This is a genomic window from Gilliamella sp. wkB178 (genome assembly GCF_001690705.1).
Taxonomy (GTDB): Bacteria; Pseudomonadota; Gammaproteobacteria; order Enterobacterales; family Orbaceae; genus Gilliamella; species Gilliamella apicola_K.
In genome coordinates this window covers 82,092-99,308 of record NZ_LZGK01000014.1, presented here as the reverse complement: position 1 = coordinate 99,308, position 17,217 = coordinate 82,092, and the positions used below count along the sequence as shown (strand labels likewise).

General features: G+C 36.2%; 15 protein-coding genes. 11 read left to right on the top strand and 4 right to left on the bottom strand.

Annotated features, from left to right (window positions below; all coding sequences use genetic code 11):
* Window positions 1-8 precede the first annotated feature (8 nt).
* Complete coding sequence (gene dolP, locus A9G13_RS08620; protein WP_065557217.1) at window positions 9-584, bottom strand: division/outer membrane stress-associated lipid-binding lipoprotein; 576 nt, start codon at window positions 582-584, stop codon at window positions 9-11.
* A 254-nt stretch (window positions 585-838) separates the two neighbouring features.
* On the opposite strand from dolP, the gene A9G13_RS08615 reads away from it, so the two are divergent.
* A complete protein-coding gene (locus A9G13_RS08615; RefSeq protein ID WP_065557216.1) occupies window positions 839-1,537 on the top strand; it encodes a DUF1266 domain-containing protein in 699 nt (232 codons plus the stop codon).
* On the top strand, window positions 1,534-4,212 hold the full coding sequence (locus A9G13_RS08610) for a J domain-containing protein (protein ID WP_065557215.1): 2,679 nt from the start codon (window positions 1,534-1,536) through the stop codon (window positions 4,210-4,212). The genes A9G13_RS08615 and A9G13_RS08610 overlap by 4 nt, the downstream gene beginning before the upstream one ends.
* A gap of 93 nt (window positions 4,213-4,305) precedes the next feature.
* Here the strand turns inward: A9G13_RS08610 and A9G13_RS08605 are convergent, their stop codons facing one another.
* The 3 genes from A9G13_RS08605 to xthA all read right to left on the bottom strand — a co-directional run bounded on the left by A9G13_RS08605 (window position 4,306) and on the right by xthA (window position 8,324).
* Complete coding sequence (locus tag A9G13_RS08605; protein ID WP_065557214.1) at window positions 4,306-5,979, bottom strand: molecular chaperone HscC; 1,674 nt, start codon at window positions 5,977-5,979, stop codon at window positions 4,306-4,308.
* Window positions 5,980-6,161: 182 nt separating this feature from the next.
* Window positions 6,162-7,493 (bottom strand): exodeoxyribonuclease VII large subunit, encoded by a 1,332-nt coding sequence (gene xseA, locus A9G13_RS08600; protein WP_065557213.1) that lies wholly within the window; start codon window positions 7,491-7,493, stop codon window positions 6,162-6,164.
* Between the two features lie 24 nt (window positions 7,494-7,517).
* Window positions 7,518-8,324: an exodeoxyribonuclease III gene (gene xthA / locus A9G13_RS08595; RefSeq protein WP_065557212.1), complete on the bottom strand. Its 807-nt coding sequence runs from the start codon at window positions 8,322-8,324 to the stop codon at window positions 7,518-7,520.
* A 119-nt stretch (window positions 8,325-8,443) separates the two neighbouring features.
* Here xthA and tyrA point away from each other — a divergent pair, with 119 nt between their 5' ends.
* From tyrA to atpD, 9 genes are all read left to right on the top strand, one after another.
* The gene (gene tyrA, locus A9G13_RS08590) at window positions 8,444-9,565 is read left to right on the top strand and encodes a bifunctional chorismate mutase/prephenate dehydrogenase (protein ID WP_065557211.1); all 1,122 of its coding nucleotides are present in this window, start codon (window positions 8,444-8,446) and stop codon (window positions 9,563-9,565) included.
* A gap of 97 nt (window positions 9,566-9,662) precedes the next feature.
* Entirely contained in the window at window positions 9,663-10,994 is a 1,332-nt protein-coding gene (gene glmM / locus A9G13_RS08585) for a phosphoglucosamine mutase (RefSeq protein ID WP_065557210.1), read from the top strand.
* A gap of 261 nt (window positions 10,995-11,255) precedes the next feature.
* Entirely contained in the window at window positions 11,256-12,038 is a 783-nt protein-coding gene (gene atpB / locus A9G13_RS08580) for a F0F1 ATP synthase subunit A (protein ID WP_065557209.1), read from the top strand.
* A gap of 36 nt (window positions 12,039-12,074) precedes the next feature.
* Window positions 12,075-12,305 carry a F0F1 ATP synthase subunit C gene (gene atpE, locus A9G13_RS08575; RefSeq protein ID WP_034901511.1) on the top strand — a complete coding sequence of 77 codons (231 nt, stop codon included), beginning with the start codon at window positions 12,075-12,077 and terminating at the stop codon, window positions 12,303-12,305.
* Window positions 12,306-12,329: 24 nt separating this feature from the next.
* Window positions 12,330-12,800 carry a F0F1 ATP synthase subunit B gene (gene atpF / locus A9G13_RS08570; protein WP_065557208.1) on the top strand — a complete coding sequence of 157 codons (471 nt, stop codon included), beginning with the start codon at window positions 12,330-12,332 and terminating at the stop codon, window positions 12,798-12,800.
* A gap of 13 nt (window positions 12,801-12,813) precedes the next feature.
* Window positions 12,814-13,347: a F0F1 ATP synthase subunit delta gene (gene atpH / locus A9G13_RS08565; protein ID WP_065557207.1), complete on the top strand. Its 534-nt coding sequence runs from the start codon at window positions 12,814-12,816 to the stop codon at window positions 13,345-13,347.
* A gap of 11 nt (window positions 13,348-13,358) precedes the next feature.
* Window positions 13,359-14,900, top strand: coding sequence for a F0F1 ATP synthase subunit alpha (atpA, locus tag A9G13_RS08560; protein WP_065557206.1), 1,542 nt, complete (start codon window positions 13,359-13,361; stop codon window positions 14,898-14,900).
* 14 nt (window positions 14,901-14,914) lie between these two features.
* A complete protein-coding gene (gene atpG / locus A9G13_RS08555) occupies window positions 14,915-15,784 on the top strand; it encodes a F0F1 ATP synthase subunit gamma (protein WP_065557205.1) in 870 nt (289 codons plus the stop codon).
* Window positions 15,785-15,831: 47 nt separating this feature from the next.
* On the top strand, window positions 15,832-17,214 hold the full coding sequence (gene atpD / locus A9G13_RS08550) for a F0F1 ATP synthase subunit beta (RefSeq protein ID WP_065557204.1): 1,383 nt from the start codon (window positions 15,832-15,834) through the stop codon (window positions 17,212-17,214).
* Window positions 17,215-17,217 lie beyond the last annotated feature (3 nt).

Here is a 17,217-nt window from a genome sequence, read left to right as displayed (position 1 = left end):
GACTGTGTTTATTCTATAGAAGTAAATAGTGTGATAACTTTTTTCACACCTTTAACTTTACTAGCTAAGCTAGCTGCAATTTTGCCTTCTTCCGGGGTGACAATACCAATTAAAAATACTTCACTATTTTCAGTTACAACTTTAATATTACGCGCTTTCGTTTGGGCATCTAGAATTAGTTGAGATTTAACTTTGGTAGTGATCCAAGCATCATTAGTAATAGTCATAGCACTAACTGGTTCACCCATTCTAATTTGATTAAATACTTTTTTCACCCCGTCAACTTCACGAGTTAAGCTTTCAGCTTTCTCGCTTTGTTCACTATTAGCTTGCCCAACCAAAAGGGCATTACCATCATAAGTACTCACAGAAATGCGTGAACCGATAAAGCTAGTGCCATTATCCTTTAATTGCATACTTATGCGTGAATTTAATGTGGTATCATCAACCTGAGTCCCAGCAGTTCGGGGATCTGTTGCAACTTTAGCTGTGGCTCCCGCTCCGGCTCCAATCACCGCGGCAACACAACCTTGCAACATTAATATACTCGACATTAACATCGCAGCTAAGGCAACTTTTTTCATTCTAACTCCTTATTAATTATTGCTCAGTTATGAGTAGATACTTAAAAGTATCACTTTTTATTATGCCTTGTAGAAATTGATTTGCAAAATAGTTTTGTAATTTATAGCTACAATCGCATTAATAATTTTAGGCAAAAATCAATTATATTTTCCTACTATGTGTTTTCTCACATAAGTTAACAGCTTCTTTTTCTTGATAAATTCTGCTATCTTTTAATACTAAATAGTATATAGGATGTTAATGGATTATTAATATGGATCAAAATTATATCGATTGGCTATACGGTTTGTCTGCGCCAATGGTAGCACTAAATAAAGAATGTGGTGCCAGTTATACCGGGCCTTGCATATTCCCTGAAGATGAGTTTGTCGATATGTCAAAAGATTGGGGAATTAGCTCTCGCGAAAATCTGTTCGATCGGGTTTTCGGTATGATTGATGATGGCCATGCTACCGCATTATCACATTACTATTTTATGTATGACCGTTTACCTGAATATAAATGGTTAGCATATTGTCAATCACAAAATGATTACCAAAATGTACTGCTGACACTGGTAGAACAAACTTTTTCTGAATGTGGTGTGGGTGGCATTCGAGCTTGGGATTATGCTCGCATGGGTTATATTTTACGTAATGGCATTACTAATAAATATATTACTGAACAAGAAGCTTTATGGATTTTTTCTCGTATGGCCTTGCGTTCACAATATTATTATAAAACCTGGAAACAATATTTTGCTGGTTGGTTTGTTGGTTATCATTACTGGAAAACATTAGGTGATAACCAAAATTTAGAAATTTTAGGTTATGAATTATCCAAATCATCCAGAACTCATATAATGTCGATATTAAACACTGATGAAGACTCGCCCTGTAATCGCTTACCTTGGTTTATTGATATTGAAGAATTGGAAAAACCGGAATCATTAATGGAGTATGATTGGTCATGATAGAAACATGTTGGCACCTATTAGGAATTGAAGAAACTACTGATAAAGCTGTTATTCGTCAGGCATATCGAGCAAAATTACCAAAATATCATCCGGAAACTGATCCTGAGGGTTTTAAAGCATTACGTGAGGCATACGAATATGCTATGCAATATGCAGATTCCCCAGAAACCACCATCGACACTTCACTATCAGAATCATTAAATGAAAGCAATGCGCCAAACCCAATTTCAACAGAAGAGATTCAGGTCAATGAGATTTGCCAAAAATATCAATCATTATTGGACGATCCTCAACGTTGTTACAACATTGATGAATGGCATCAATTTGTGGCCTCGTTTTACGACTACTCTATGACTGTTATTGATATTGTCAAATGGCAGTTACTGGAAATAAGTTACTCTACTAGTCATGTATCCCTTTCTTGTACTAAGGTTTTAGCGGATAGTTTACGCTGGCGCCAACAATTGATGACACAATTACCTGATAAAATAGATCGTTATGACGATTTTTTGAATCAAATTGAACAAGGTGATTATTTTAATTATGCGACGTTATCTACTATCAGTAAGACTCTACAAAATGTAACCTTAGATTATTTAGATTTTGCCAAATGGATTTTTTGGGAACGATCAGCGGGAGAATTAGATTATTTCTTATCACAAGATACTGTAATCTACTTACCTAATGATGAAAATCTGATGTTGCAATATGCAAACTGGCATTGCTATGCCAAACAGGCTAACGCAGCAATTCTAGGCTATGCGTTATCACAGTTAGCCGTAATAGAGCTTGAACCACATTTAATCATCGAATGGAAATATATAGCCGCGCAACAATACACCTTACTTGATGATAAAGATAACAGTTTAAAATATTGGTTAGAACTTTATAATTCAGGCCATTATCAAGAAAAGTCAGCCAGTTGGATAATTTATTGGTGTTCAGTGTATGCTAAAGAGCATTTACCTTTATTAATTGTCGCATTAAATCATTCAGCCTGTTTACAGCCTAACACCACCGAAGATTTGATGTATACCATTCCGCGATTTAGTACAACTACTATCGCCCGCTTAGTCAAACTAAATAAAGACGATTATACCCCAGAAATTGCTGATTTTATTAGTTGGGCTTTAACTGAAAATTGGAATTACCGGCAAATTCTATTATCACTATTAAGTGATGAAGACAGTAATCACTTACTTCGTTTATATCGTCACGCAATTATGTTACGTCATGGTAATGAAATTTTATTACAAGAAATTCTGGAGGAAGATAGTGACAACGCTTTTGAGTTATTTATTATCCAAAATTTACAACGCCAAGCTAAACAATATCTCGAATGGATAACCAAACTTGAGCCAATCCAACAATTTAAAACTTGGTTATACGACAATGATGAAAATGCATCAATTCCGGATGAATGGAACCCAGAAATAGAAAATAATCAGTTTGTTTTTGCTCGTTTATGGTTAGATAGATTCCGTCATTTACCGTTTGTTTCTAAATCACATTTATATTACTACATTAGCTATTCACAAATGGAAATGTTTGATTGGTTAGTATTTTTTGCCATGAGGATAGGTTACGATTTTCCTAATCCGCCTTATGCAAATGATAGGGATACATACTGGCAATGGTATCGATATTGTATGTTAGTCATCGCTCTGGCAAATAATCCTGCCAAAATTGCGGCATATATTAAACAAAATAATAGTACTTTTAATATACCAGATGACAGCCCAATTATTCCCGTTGTTAATGCCATTACACAAAGTAATTGGCAAAATGAAAACGAATTATACAATGCCATTAATAATGATAATAAAATGATTAATTGTATGTTACTCAATTTTCCAAATTCAATTGAATCAGTTATTGATAGTGATCCAGAACAAATTGATTTTTATGATATACAACAAAACATAGCAAAATTATGGAAATTAAAATTAGCAAATCATAACCCAGTTTATTTAATGTTATTACTGACAATTTTATTATATAAATCTTCACAAACAGAAAAGTTACATCGTATATTAGGGAAAATTGCTGATGATAACCAAGAATTACAAACCATTGCTAACCGATTTGCAAAACATCGCAATCTGCCATTTACCTTTGATCGCAAAAAATATCATTACAACGAATCAGTAGATAAGTTAAAAAAACTTGCTGATCGGTTATCTCATTATTATGGTGTATGTAACAATGATGAACTAAAGATGTTAATTGCGTTTAAAGACAATAGTGATAATGACCTAGTATTACGACTTTGTGCTGCACTACTGCTAGCAAAAGATGCAAACAATAAAAATGAACTTACCTCAACCCCATTACCAAAAAATAAAGCCTGTCAATTTTGGCGTTGGCATGGAAGAGCAAATGAGACAGGATTTTTATTACAACTATTTTTTAGTTATTTTTTGTATAGATTTAATAAATTATTTATTGTAAACAGTCAGAACCCGATTGCAATTATTTTAGGAGCTATTGTATTAATTAATATTATTTTTGCGATAAAAAGGCGCTTAAATGATCATTATAATGGTGATCGATTTTTCTTTATTAAGCGTATTATGTATTTACCACTTTTATTTTATCCTTGCTGGGGAAGTGGTCTTCCTTATGCTAATCGCTATGGGGCACCTATCGAAAGGAAAAAACCAAAGTCATAGTCTACAATCCCCCACGACCCTATAGATGAATCAAGGGGGGATATGAACCTATAACATGATTAGGCGTAACAACATCAAATATTATGGGATTGATTATCTATCTAGCTGTTGTAAGTTGGATTCAATTTCATTACGTAATTCATCAATGGCATCGGTCTTTTGTTGTTCTAAAGCGCTTAAAAAGGCTTCCATGTATGAACCAATTAGGAGTCGCTCATCACCTAGAGATTGTGCCCAGGCTCGCTCTAATCGAGCTAATAAAACTCGGTTGGGCATTTGATCCCGCGGATGAATTTTAAGTAATTTTAAGCGATTATGACTTTCCATTTTTTGTGTTTCAGTTAAGCCTATTGGGCTATGATCTATCACTTTGCCATGTTGTGTGCCAGTTTCCAGTAATATTACATCTACCTCTAATAAACCATTTAAATCATAACTAAAGCGCACATCAATACCCTGTGTTTGTTCCATTGGTGTTAATGGCACATCAAATTCATCAATTAAAACATTATTTTCAACGCGTGGACTTTCACCTTGATAAACGGATAGATGGATGAATTTTTGTTGCGGGTACATTGTATAAAAGGTTTTTACTTTTGATGTTGGAACAATGGTATTGCGTTCAATAATCGGCGAAAATAGTCCGCTTATATTCCCAGAACAACTTTCAATACCAAGAGTATATGGGCAAACATCGGTCAGAATAACTTCTTCAACATCTTGATTCCGTTGTCTACAAGCGGCTTGAATCGCTGCACCTTGGGCGACAATAGTGGTAGGGTTAACATGCCGGTAAGGCAATTTACCAAATAATTTGGTAACCAATTCACGGACTACTCCAAGTTGTGATGAACCACCAACTAAAACAATATGTTGCAGTTGGTCAGGTTTTAACCGTGCATCACTCAATGCTTGCTCAACTGGAGCTCGTAAACGATTAAGTAAAGGTAACCACAGTGATTTAGCTTTATTTTCATTCAAAGAAAACTGCCATTGCTTATCTTGCCAAGTCCAAGTTAAATTATGTGGTTCATCGCCATTCAGTTTACATTTCAGCTGTTCGGCTAAATCTAATAAGCGAGCATAATCATCAACGGATATATCTTGCTGTTGCAATTGCCACTCACTTAAACAAGCCTTAACAATATACTGTGTAAAATCTTCGCCACCTAAATAGTTATCACCAGCTGAAGCATGAACTTCAATAATTGGCATTGAATATTCAAGCACTGTGACATCAAAGGTACCGCCACCCAAATCAAAAACTAAGGTATTTCCTGATTGTTCTTCATGTAATCCATACGCCATGGCTGCTGCAGTTGGCTCATTAATTAAGCGTACTGCATTTAAGCCAGCAAGCTCAGCTGCAAATCGGGTTTGTTTACGTTGCTCATCATTAAAGTAAGCCGGGACAGAAATAACTACATCACGGATTTCTTGCTTTAAAAAAGCTTCAGCATCGGCTTTTAATGATTTTAAAACCATTGCTGAAAGTTCGGTGGGATTAAACTTTTGGTCACCAAGCTCAAAAATTTTATTAGAACCTAAAAAGCGTTTAAATGCTGCGGCACTTCGGTTTGGGTGCGTGGTTAAACGTGACAATGCCGCATGCCCAACCAAAATTGAATTATCTTCATCAAGGCTTACTGCTGATGGCGTAACTACTTCACCAATTGAATTAGGAATGAGTGTTGGTTTACCATCTTGCCAAACACAAATTAAACTATTAGTTGTTCCTAGATCGATACCTATTGGATGGTGCGTCAATGTCTTATTCCCTTAATAATATAATAATTAATATAAACAGTATTATATAATCATAATAGTTTAAGGTGCAATTCTAGCCAATTAGAATAAAAAGTATTTAATTTTGTAGGTTTAGCTAGTTAAATTTATTTTGATTTGAAGAATTTTATCTAAACAATTATAAAAAACTAGTTATCTATTTTTCATTCAATTGCAATAATCTTACTGATCAACTTACCATTTTTTAACCGAGTCGTGATAAATTCATTAACTTTCACTTGGTCACTACTACGAATCACTGTTTGGTCTTGATTAGTAGTCACCGAATAACCGCGTTCAAGAATTGCCAATGGGCTAATACTATTAAGTTGCGATGTTTGTATAGCAAACTGGTGTTTAGATTGGACTAATTTTTGTCGGATTAAAGTAATTAGTTGTTGCTGTTTTTGGCTTAAATTCTGAGTTAAATAAATAATCCTGTTTTGTGGGGAAACGCGTAATAATCTTTTATCTAAAGAAGTATGTCGATTTGCCTGTTTAAGTAAATATTGTTGAATATTTTCATATAAAGCATGGCGACCACTTAGTAACCGATTTAACTGTTTGGATAGCTTAGCTTGTGGATGTTGTATTTGTAGTTGTTGGAATAATTTACTTAGTGTTCCGCGGCGTTTCATTAAATAGTAATCAATTGCCATCGACAAATGCTGTTCTTGAACTCGAATGCGTTTTATCTGTTCTAGTTTATCCCGACTAACTAGTTCTGCAGCTGCCGAAGGTGTAGCAGCTCTAATATCAGCGACAAAATCGGCAATGGTAAAATCTATCTCATGACCTACCGCACTAACAACTGGTAATTGACTGGCAAAAATGGCTCTAGCGACAACTTCTTCATTAAATGACCAAAGGTCCTCTAACGAACCACCACCACGACCAACAATTAAAACATCACACTCTTGCCGACTATTGGCCAGTTGAATCATCTTGGCAATTTGTACTGCAGCTTCATTACCTTGCACTGGTGTTGGATAAATAATCAAATGCAAGCTAGGATCGCGGCGTTTTAAGATCTGACAGATATCATGTAGTGCCGCGCCTGTTGAAGATGTGATAATACCAACCGTACGAATATTTTCCGGTAACGGTTTTTTATAAATATTATCAAATAAACCTTCTTCGCTAAGTTTTTGTTTTAATTGCTCAAACTTTTGTTGTAATAACCCGGCGCCAGCTGACTGCATGCTATCAATCACTAATTGATATTCACCTCGAGCTTCGTAAAGCGTTACTGTTGCCCGAACTAAAACTTGCTGACCGTTTTGCGGAGTAAAGCCTACTCTAAAATTGCTATTACGGAACATAGCACAACGAATCTGAGCGCTATCATCTTTTAAGGTGAAATACCAATGTCCAGATACTGGGCGAGTAAAATTTGAGACTTCACCCACTAACCATATTTGACCAATAGCATCATTAAGTAGATCTTTGACCATTTGGTTAAGATCTTTAACCGATAAAATCGAATTACCCTGCATGCTATTACCCTTATAGTTATATTTTTATACTAAATCGAATTGCGCCCAGATTGGTGCATGATCTGATGGTTTTTCCATTGCTCGAATATCATAATCAATTCCAGTTTGTAAACAATGATCCATTAGTTTTTGGCTAGCTAAAATCAAATCAATCCTTAGTCCGGTTTGAGAATCAAAACCCTTAGAACGATAATCAAACCAAGAATACTGTTGTTCACTTGGATGTTGATTACGAAAGGTATCAATAAAACCAAGTGCCATTAAGTTGGTCATCCATTCACGTTCTTCAGGTAAAAATGAGCACTTACCAGTACGCAACCAACGTTTACGACTATCTTCTGAAATGCCAATATCTAAATCAGTGGGGCTTATATTCATATCTCCCATAATCAAAGATAATTGGTGGCTCAACTGCTTTTGTTGTAAATACTTAATCAGATCTTGGTAAAATTTACGTTTAGCTGGATATTTAATTTCATGATGTATACTTTCACCTTGTGGGAAATAACCATTAATCACCGTTAAATTACCTTGGGTAGTGGGTAACTCTACCATAATCAACCGACATTGAGCTTGATCATTATCAGTTGGAAAACCACACTGTACTGACAATGGTTGTTGCTTAGTTAACAAAGCAACACCATAATGACCCTTTTGCCCATGATAATTCAAGTGATACCCAAATTGATTTAGATCTGCTACTGGAAACTGATCATTATGGACTTTCGTTTCTTGTAAACCAATCACATCAGGCTGATATTTATCAATAATAGCTGCTATTTGATGGATGCGAGCTCTAAGACCATTAATATTAAAAGAGATGACTTTCATAATAAATTTATTGTATTAGATTTAATGTTTCAATTGCCTCATCCTACCAAAAATACGTTATACTGTTAAGCTATTACAGAAAAAGCTACCATTTGTTGTGAAAAAAGGATTACCCGAATATGTCCAAGGAATTATTTGCATTGCGAGATAAAATTGATGAGATTGATAAAGCTATTTTATCTCTTATTACTCAGCGATTAGCATTAGTTACTGAAGTCGGTGAAGTAAAGAGCCTACAAGGTATTCCTATTTACGATCCTAAACGTGAAACCGATATGCTCGCTAAAAGACGGCAAGAAGCAGAACAAGCAGGGATATCACCAGCCCTAATTGAGGATATTTTGCGCCGACTCATGCGAGAGTCTTATATTAGTGAAAATGATAAAGGTTTCAAAAAAATTTATACTGGCCAAGGATCAATTGTAATTATTGGTGGTAATGGACAAATGGGAAGGTTGTTTTCGCGTTTATTTATGCTATCAGGATATAACGTCAAAACATTAGGTTCGAAAACTATGCATCAAGCTGCTGAGGTAGTTGCTGATGCTGCCGCCGTAATTGTTACTGTGCCTATTAGCAAGACTTGTGAAATTATTAAACAATTACCACCGCTCCCCAAAGATTGTATTTTAACTGATTTTACCTCAATAAAAGTTAACCCCCTTAAAGCGATGCTAGAAGAACACTCTGGACCAGTAGTTGGTTTGCACCCTATGTTTGGACCTGATGTACCAAATTTAGCTAAGCAAATAATTGTTTATTGTGATGGACGTGAACCAGATAAGTATCAATGGTTAATTGAACAAATGCGAATTTGGGGGGCTAATTTATGTTGTATTGATGCCAAACAACACGATAAATGTATGTCTTTTATTCAAGCATTACGCCATTTCACTTCATTCGCTTACGGTGTTAATTTACAACGTGAACATGCGGATTTAGAGCAATTAATTGCGTTATCCTCACCCATTTATCGATTGGAATTAATGATGGTTGGAAGGCTTTTTGCTCAAGACCCTGAACTTTATGCCGATATCATTATGGCGTCAGAAGATAATATTGAACTAATTAAACGTTATTATAAACGATTTGGTGAAATGGTTGAGTTGATTGAACAACGTGACAAAACCAAATTTATCCGTAACTTTAATGAAGTAAGTGCTTGGTTTGGCAATTATGCACAACGGTTTATGAAAGAAAGCCAAGGTTTACTGAAATTTGCTAATGATAATCGAGAATAAATAAATACGAAAGTGTATACTTTATCTGAAATTTATTTACAGTGGGTAATTAAAGTATACAAATTTAAAAAAATGATTTTTAGTTTGAGGGAATTAGATGTCTAATCGAAAATATTTTGGTACGGACGGGATTCGTGGCAAAGTTGGTCAATACCCAATAACACCAGATTTTGCGCTAAAACTAGGTTGGGCGGCAGGAAAAGTATTGGCTAAAGATGGTGTTAAAAAAGTTTTAATTGGTAAAGACACGCGTATTTCAGGTTACATGCTAGAATCCGCATTGGAAGCAGGATTTGCTTCTGCAGGAGTTGCGACTGCGTTTACTGGGCCAATGCCAACTCCCGCTATTGCTTATCTTACCCGTACATTCCGCGCTGATGCCGGTGTAGTTATTTCTGCATCCCACAACCCTTTTTATGATAATGGAATCAAGTTCTTTTCCACCGAAGGGAAAAAACTTGATGATTCAATAGAATTGGAAATTGAAGCCCAGCTTGAAAAAGAAATTGATTGTGTCGAATCAAAAGAACTTGGTCGTGCTAGTAGAATTACCGATGCTGCGGGTCGTTATATTGAATTTTGTAAAAGTACCTTTGATCATGATCTAAGTTTATCTGGGCTAAAAATTATCGTCGATTGTGCTAATGGTGCAACTTACCATATTGCCCCAAAGGTATTGCGTGAACTAGGTGCACATGTAATAAAAATTGGTTGTGAACCTGATGGGGTTAACATTAATGAAAATTGTGGTGCAACCAATGTTAAAGCATTATCTAACCGTGTTATTGATGAAAAAGCTGATTTAGGTTTTGCGTTAGACGGTGACGGTGATCGCATCATTATGGTTGATCATCAAGGCTGCAAAATTGATGGTGATTTAATTATTTATATAATCGCTCGAGAAGCATTAAGACATGGCCAACTCAAAGGTGGAGTGGTTGGAACCTTAATGAGTAATATGGGGCTGGAAATAGCACTTAAAAATTTAGGTATCCCATTTACTCGCGCAAAAGTCGGTGACCGTTATGTACTGGAAAAAATGATTGAAAAAAACTGGCGGCTTGGCGCTGAAAATTCTGGACACGTTTTATTACTAGATAAAACTACTACTGGGGATGGTATTATTGCTGGTTTACAAGTATTAAGTGCTATGATCCGTAACGGTATGTCATTAGCGGATTTGTGTGTTGGTATGACAATGTTACCTCAAATACTAATTAATGTTCGTTTTTCTGGTGAAAATGACCCATTAACCAGCTCTATAGTCAAGTCCGCAATTCAACAAGCAGAGTCGCAACTTGCTGATAATGGACGTGTATTAATCCGTAAATCCGGCACGGAACCAGTTATTCGGGTTATGGTTGAAGGCAGCAATGAAGTAGAAATTCGGAAATTAGCCGAATCGATTGCTGAGGCTATTAAAGCCTAAAAAATAGCATCATTGCTTATCATTAATCGGCTCTTGGTTGATTAAACTAGATTTAATAACATTATTGTTAATAGTTCGTTTAACTTTACATAAAATTAGGAAAAAGTGTTTAAATTCTTTATTTTGTTAATCAAAGGTTGACTTAATGTAGGTAAATAGGTTTAAAATAACAGTTCAAATTATTATAGCGATTGCTTATGCCTTTCAGAGGTGAAAATAAGCAATATTTTTTTGTTTTTTAAGAATAGGTAAGAGGGTTATATGCCAGTTTCCTCTCCAGCTTCACCACAAGCTTATATTAAGCACCATCTTGAAAATTTACAAGTTGGTTCAGGATTTTGGACGTTTAATCTTGACTCATTGTTTTTTTCAATTTTGCTTGGTGTTATCTTCTTATGGATTTTTTACCGTGTAGCTCAAAAAGCAACTACTGGTGTGCCAACTAAATTACAATGCGCCGTCGAGATGATTTTCGAGTTTGTCAACAATACCGTAAAGGATATGTTTACTGGTCAAAATAAACTTATTGCTCCATTAGCTTTAACTGTGTTTATTTGGGTATTTTTGATGAATTTGTTGGATCTCATCCCGGTTGATTTTCTACCTTATGCAGCACAATATATCGGTTTATCGCACTTGAGAGTTGTGCCTACAGCAGATGTTAGTATAACTATGTCGATGTCTTTAGGGGTATTTATTTTAATTATCATTTATTCTATCAAATATAAAGGCATTTCTGGCTTTATTAAAGAATACACCCTTCACCCATTTAATCATTGGGCATTTGCACCGATAAATTTAGTATTGGAACTAGTTAGTCTTTTAGCGAAACCAGTTTCATTAGGTCTACGACTTTTTGGAAATATGTATGCCGGCGAACTTATCTTCATTTTGATCGCAGCGTTATTACCTTGGTGGTCGCAATGGGTTTTATCACTACCATGGGCAATTTTCCATATATTAATAATTACATTACAAGCTTTTATTTTTATGGTGTTGACGATTGTCTATTTAGCAATGGCATCGACAACGGAAGATCATTAACCTTAATATTTTTTTGATAATAAACTGGAGTATATAATGGATAGTATGTTATTTGTAGCCGCAGGCATAATGATGGGATTAGCTGCAATTGGTGGTGCAGTTGGTATTGGTTTATTAGGTGGTAAATTCTTAGAAGGTGCTGCTCGCCAACCAGAATTAATGCCTATGTTACGAACTCAATTTTTTATCGTTATGGGCTTAGTTGATGCGATTCCAATGATTTGTGTGGGTATTGCACTATATGTCATTTTTGCTGTCGCAGGCTAATATTAATTTAAGAGGAATTGTATCATGAATATGAACGCAACTCTCCTCGGCCAAGCAATTACATTTGTATTGTTTGTTTGGTTCTGTATGAAGTTTGTTTGGCCTCCAGTTATCCGAGCGATTGAAAAACGCCAAAAAGAGATAGCGGATGGACTTGCTTCTGCAGAAACAGCAAAAAAAGATTTGGAATTAGCCAAAGCAAATACAACTGACATAATGCAACAGGCTAAGGTTGAGGCTAATGCAATTATTGAGCAAGCCAACAAACGTAAAGCTGTTATTCTGGAAGAAGCTCAACAAGAAGCTTCCCGCGAAAAAGAACGTATTGTTGCTCAAGGTCTTGCCGAAGTAGAGGCTGAACGTAAACGTGCTCGTGAAGAGCTCAAACAACAAGTCGCTACACTCGCTATTGCCGGTGCAGAAAAAATTATTGAACGTTCTGTTAATGAAGCCGCTAATAGCGACATCATTGATAAACTAGTAGCTGAACTATAAGGAGAATAGAGCAATGGCTGACTTAATTACAATTGCTCGTCCTTATGCTAAAGCTGCTTTCGACTTCGCAGTAGAAAAAAATAGTATTGAGTCATGGCATAAAATGTTAGTGCTTACATCTGAAGTGAGTAAAGACGAACAGATAAAAAGTATACTGACATCTGACATGAAAACCGATTCGGTTGCTAACCTATTCATTAATATATGTAAAGATGTATTAGATGAGTTTAGCACCAATTTCATTAAAATTATGGCTGAAAATAAGCGTTTATCACTTCTACCTGAAGTATTAACTCTGTTTGAACAATTATGTTTAGATAGAGAAGCGCAAGCAGATGTGGATGTCATTTCTGCACAAGCCCTATCAAATGAACAACTTGATAAGATTTCTGTCGCTGTCGAAAAACGTTTATCACGAAAAGTAAAACTAAAATGTCATATAGATAAATCGCTCATTTCTGGTTTTATTATTCGTACGGGCGATATGGTTATTGATAGTAGTATCAGAGGGCGTTTAAATCGTTTAAATGACGCTCTACAGTCTTAAGGGGACTGATAATGCATCTAAATTCAACTGAAATAAGTGAACTAATTAAAGAGCGCATAGCTCAGTTCAATATTGTGAGTGATGCTCACAATGAAGGAACTATCATATCAGTTAGTGATGGTATTCTTCGTATCCATGGTTTAACTGATGTAATGCAAGGCGAAATGATTGCATTACCAGGTAACCGTTATGCAATGGCATTAAACCTAGAAAGAGATTCTGTTGGTGCCGTAGTTATGGGTCCATACGAAGATTTATCTGAAGGTATGAAAGTCCAATGTACTGGTCGTATTTTACAAGTACCAGTAGGCGATGGTTTATTAGGCCGAGTTATTAATACACTAGGTGAACCAATTGATGGTAAAGGTTCAGTTCAACATGATGGTTTCTCACCTGTTGAAGTGGTTGCACCTGGGGTTATCGATCGTCAATCGGTTGACCAAGCATTACAAACTGGTTATAAAGCCGTTGACTCAATGATTCCAATTGGTCGAGGCCAACGTGAACTTATCATTGGTGACCGTCAAACTGGTAAAACTGCTTTGGCAATCGACGCAATCATTAACCAACGTGATTCTGGTGTAAAATGTATTTATGTAGCAATTGGTCAAAAACAATCAACTATTGCTAACGTAGTGCGTAAACTAGAAGAACATGGTGCACTGAAAAATACAATTGTAGTGGTTGCATCAGCATCTGAATCGGCTGCATTACAATATTTAGCACCATATGCAGGTTGTGCAATGGGAGAATACTTCCGTGATCGTGGTCAAGATGCTTTGATTGTATATGATGATTTGTCTAAACAAGCGGTTGCTTATCGTCAGATTTCGTTATTACTTCGCCGGCCACCGGGACGTGAAGCCTACCCTGGTGATGTATTCTATCTACATTCTCGTTTATTAGAACGTGCAGCACGTGTGAACGAAGCTTATGTTGAAGAATATACTAAAGGTGAAGTTAAAGGTAAAACTGGTTCATTAACTGCATTACCAATTATCGAAACCCAAGCAGGTGACGTTTCGGCGTTCGTACCAACTAACGTAATTTCAATTACTGATGGTCAAATCTTCTTGGAAACTAGCCTATTTAACTCAGGTATTCGCCCGGCGGTTAACCCAGGTATTTCTGTTTCACGTGTAGGTGGTGCTGCTCAAACTAAGATAATGAAAAAATTATCAGGTGGTATTCGTACCGCGTTAGCACAGTATCGTGAACTGGCGGCATTCTCACAATTTGCATCAGACTTAGATGAAGCAACACGTAATCAATTAAGTCATGGTGAAAAAGTAACAGAATTATTAAAACAAAAGCAATATTCGCCTATGACAGTTGCTGAACAATCAATTGTACTTTACGCAGCTGAACGTGGTTATCTTGAAGATGTAGAATTAGCTAAAGTTTTATCTTTTGAAACTGCATTACTTGCTTATGCCCATAGTCAACATGCCGACTTTGTTAAGTTAATTAACGAAACTGGTAATTACAACGATGAGATTGAAAGTAAGTTGAAAGCAATACTTGAAAGCTTTAAATCGACTCAAACTTGGTAAGGGTGAGGTAAAAAATGGCTAATGCAAAAGAGATTAGAACGAAAATTGCCAGTATCCAAAGTACGCAAAAAATCACTAAAGCAATGGAAATGGTTGCCAATTCTAAAATGCGTAAAACGCAAGATAGAATGGCTGCTAGCCGTCCATATGCTGACATGATTCGAGAAGTAATTGGGCATTTAGCGTTAGCGCATATAGGTATTAAACATCCTTATTTAGAAGAAAGGGATGTTAAGCGAGTTGGCTATCTTATCATTTCAACCGATCGTGGTTTATGTGGTGGTTTAAATATCAATCTTTTTAAAACTGTCCTTGCCGATATGACTGCATGGCAGGAAAAAGGGATTGAAGCAGATGTAGCTTTAATTGGTTCTCGAGGTGTATCGTTTTTCTCTTCATTAAAAACAAACATCTTAACCCAAGTCACCAATTTAGGGGACGAACCAACTTTGTCCGATCTTATTGGTCCGGTAAAAACAATGCTTGAGTCTTATGATAACGGTAAAATTGATAAATTATATATTGTAACTAATAGATTTATTAATACCATGTCTCAAAAACCGACAATACAGCAATTATTACCGCTACCATCTTCGGAAGATAAAGAACTGAAAGCTTCATCATGGGATTATATTTATGAGCCAGATGCTAAATCATTATTAGATGTGATTTTACGTCGTTATATAGAATCGCAAGTCTATCAAGCTGTGGTTGAAAATCTAGCGAGTGAACAAGCAGCAAGAATGGTGGCCATGAAAGCAGCAACAGATAACGGTGCAAACTTAATTAATGAATTACAAATTGTGTATAACAAAGCACGTCAAGGTGCTATCACAAATGAATTGATTGATATTGTATCCGGTGCGGCTGCTGTTTCAGGTTAGTGCTAAATATTGGCTTATAGTTAAGAAAAAGACGTAGAGGAATAAAAATGGCTACTGGAAAGATTGTCCAGATCATCGGTGCGGTGGTTGATGTCGAATTCCCAGAAGATGCGGTACCAAAGGTATATGATGCATTGGAAGTGGAAACTGGCACTGAAAAATTAGTTCTGGAAGTTCAGCAACAATTAGGTGGTGGCGTTGTTTGTTGTATCGCCATGGGATCGTCTGATGGTTTAAGACGTGGACTTAAAGTAGTAAATACTGGTCATGGAATTGAAGTACCCGTTGGTACTAAAACACTTGGTCGAATTATGAATGTTTTGGGTGATCCTGTTGATAAAGCAGGCCCAATCGGTGAAGAAGAACGTTGGGCTATTCACCGTGCAGCACCTACATATGAAGAACTAGCTAACTCAACCGAACTACTAGAAACAGGTATTAAGGTTATTGACTTAATTTGTCCATTTGCTAAAGGTGGTAAAGTAGGTCTATTCGGTGGTGCTGGTGTTGGTAAAACCGTTAACATGATGGAATTAATTCGTAACATCGCCATTGAACACTCAGGATACTCTGTATTTACTGGTGTTGGTGAACGTACTCGTGAAGGTAACGACTTCTATCATGAAATGAAAGAATCAAACGTACTTGATAAAGTATCGTTAGTTTATGGTCAGATGAATGAGCCGCCAGGGAACCGTTTGCGTGTTGCATTAACAGGATTAACTATGGCAGAAAAATTCCGTGACGAAGGTAAAGACGTACTATTATTCATCGATAATATTTACCGTTATACCCTAGCCGGTACCGAAGTATCTGCCCTATTAGGTCGTATGCCATCTGCGGTAGGTTACCAACCAACATTAGCAGAAGAGATGGGATTATTACAAGAACGTATTACATCAACCAAAACTGGTTCAATTACTTCAATCCAAGCAGTATACGTACCAGCTGATGATTTGACTGACCCATCACCAGCAACAACCTTTGCTCACTTAGATGCAACTATCGTATTAAGTCGTCAAATCGCTTCATTAGGTATCTATCCAGCGGTGGATCCATTAGATTCAACTAGCCGTCAATTAGATCCTTTAGTGGTTGGTCAAGAACATTATGATTGCGCACGTGGAGTACAATCAATTCTACAACGTTACCAAGAACTAAAAGATATTATTGCAATTCTTGGTATGGATGAATTATCTGAAGATGATAAATTAACCGTTGCTCGTGCTCGTAAGATTCAACGTTTCTTATCTCAACCATTCTTCGTTGCCGAAGTGTTTACTGGCTCACCTGGTAAATATGTACCACTAAAAGACACAATTAGTGCATTTAGTGGCATTATGAAAGGTGATTATGACCATATTCCTGAACAGGCATTTTATATGGTTGGTTCAATCGACGAAGCGATTGAGAAAGCTAAATCTCTCTAAGAG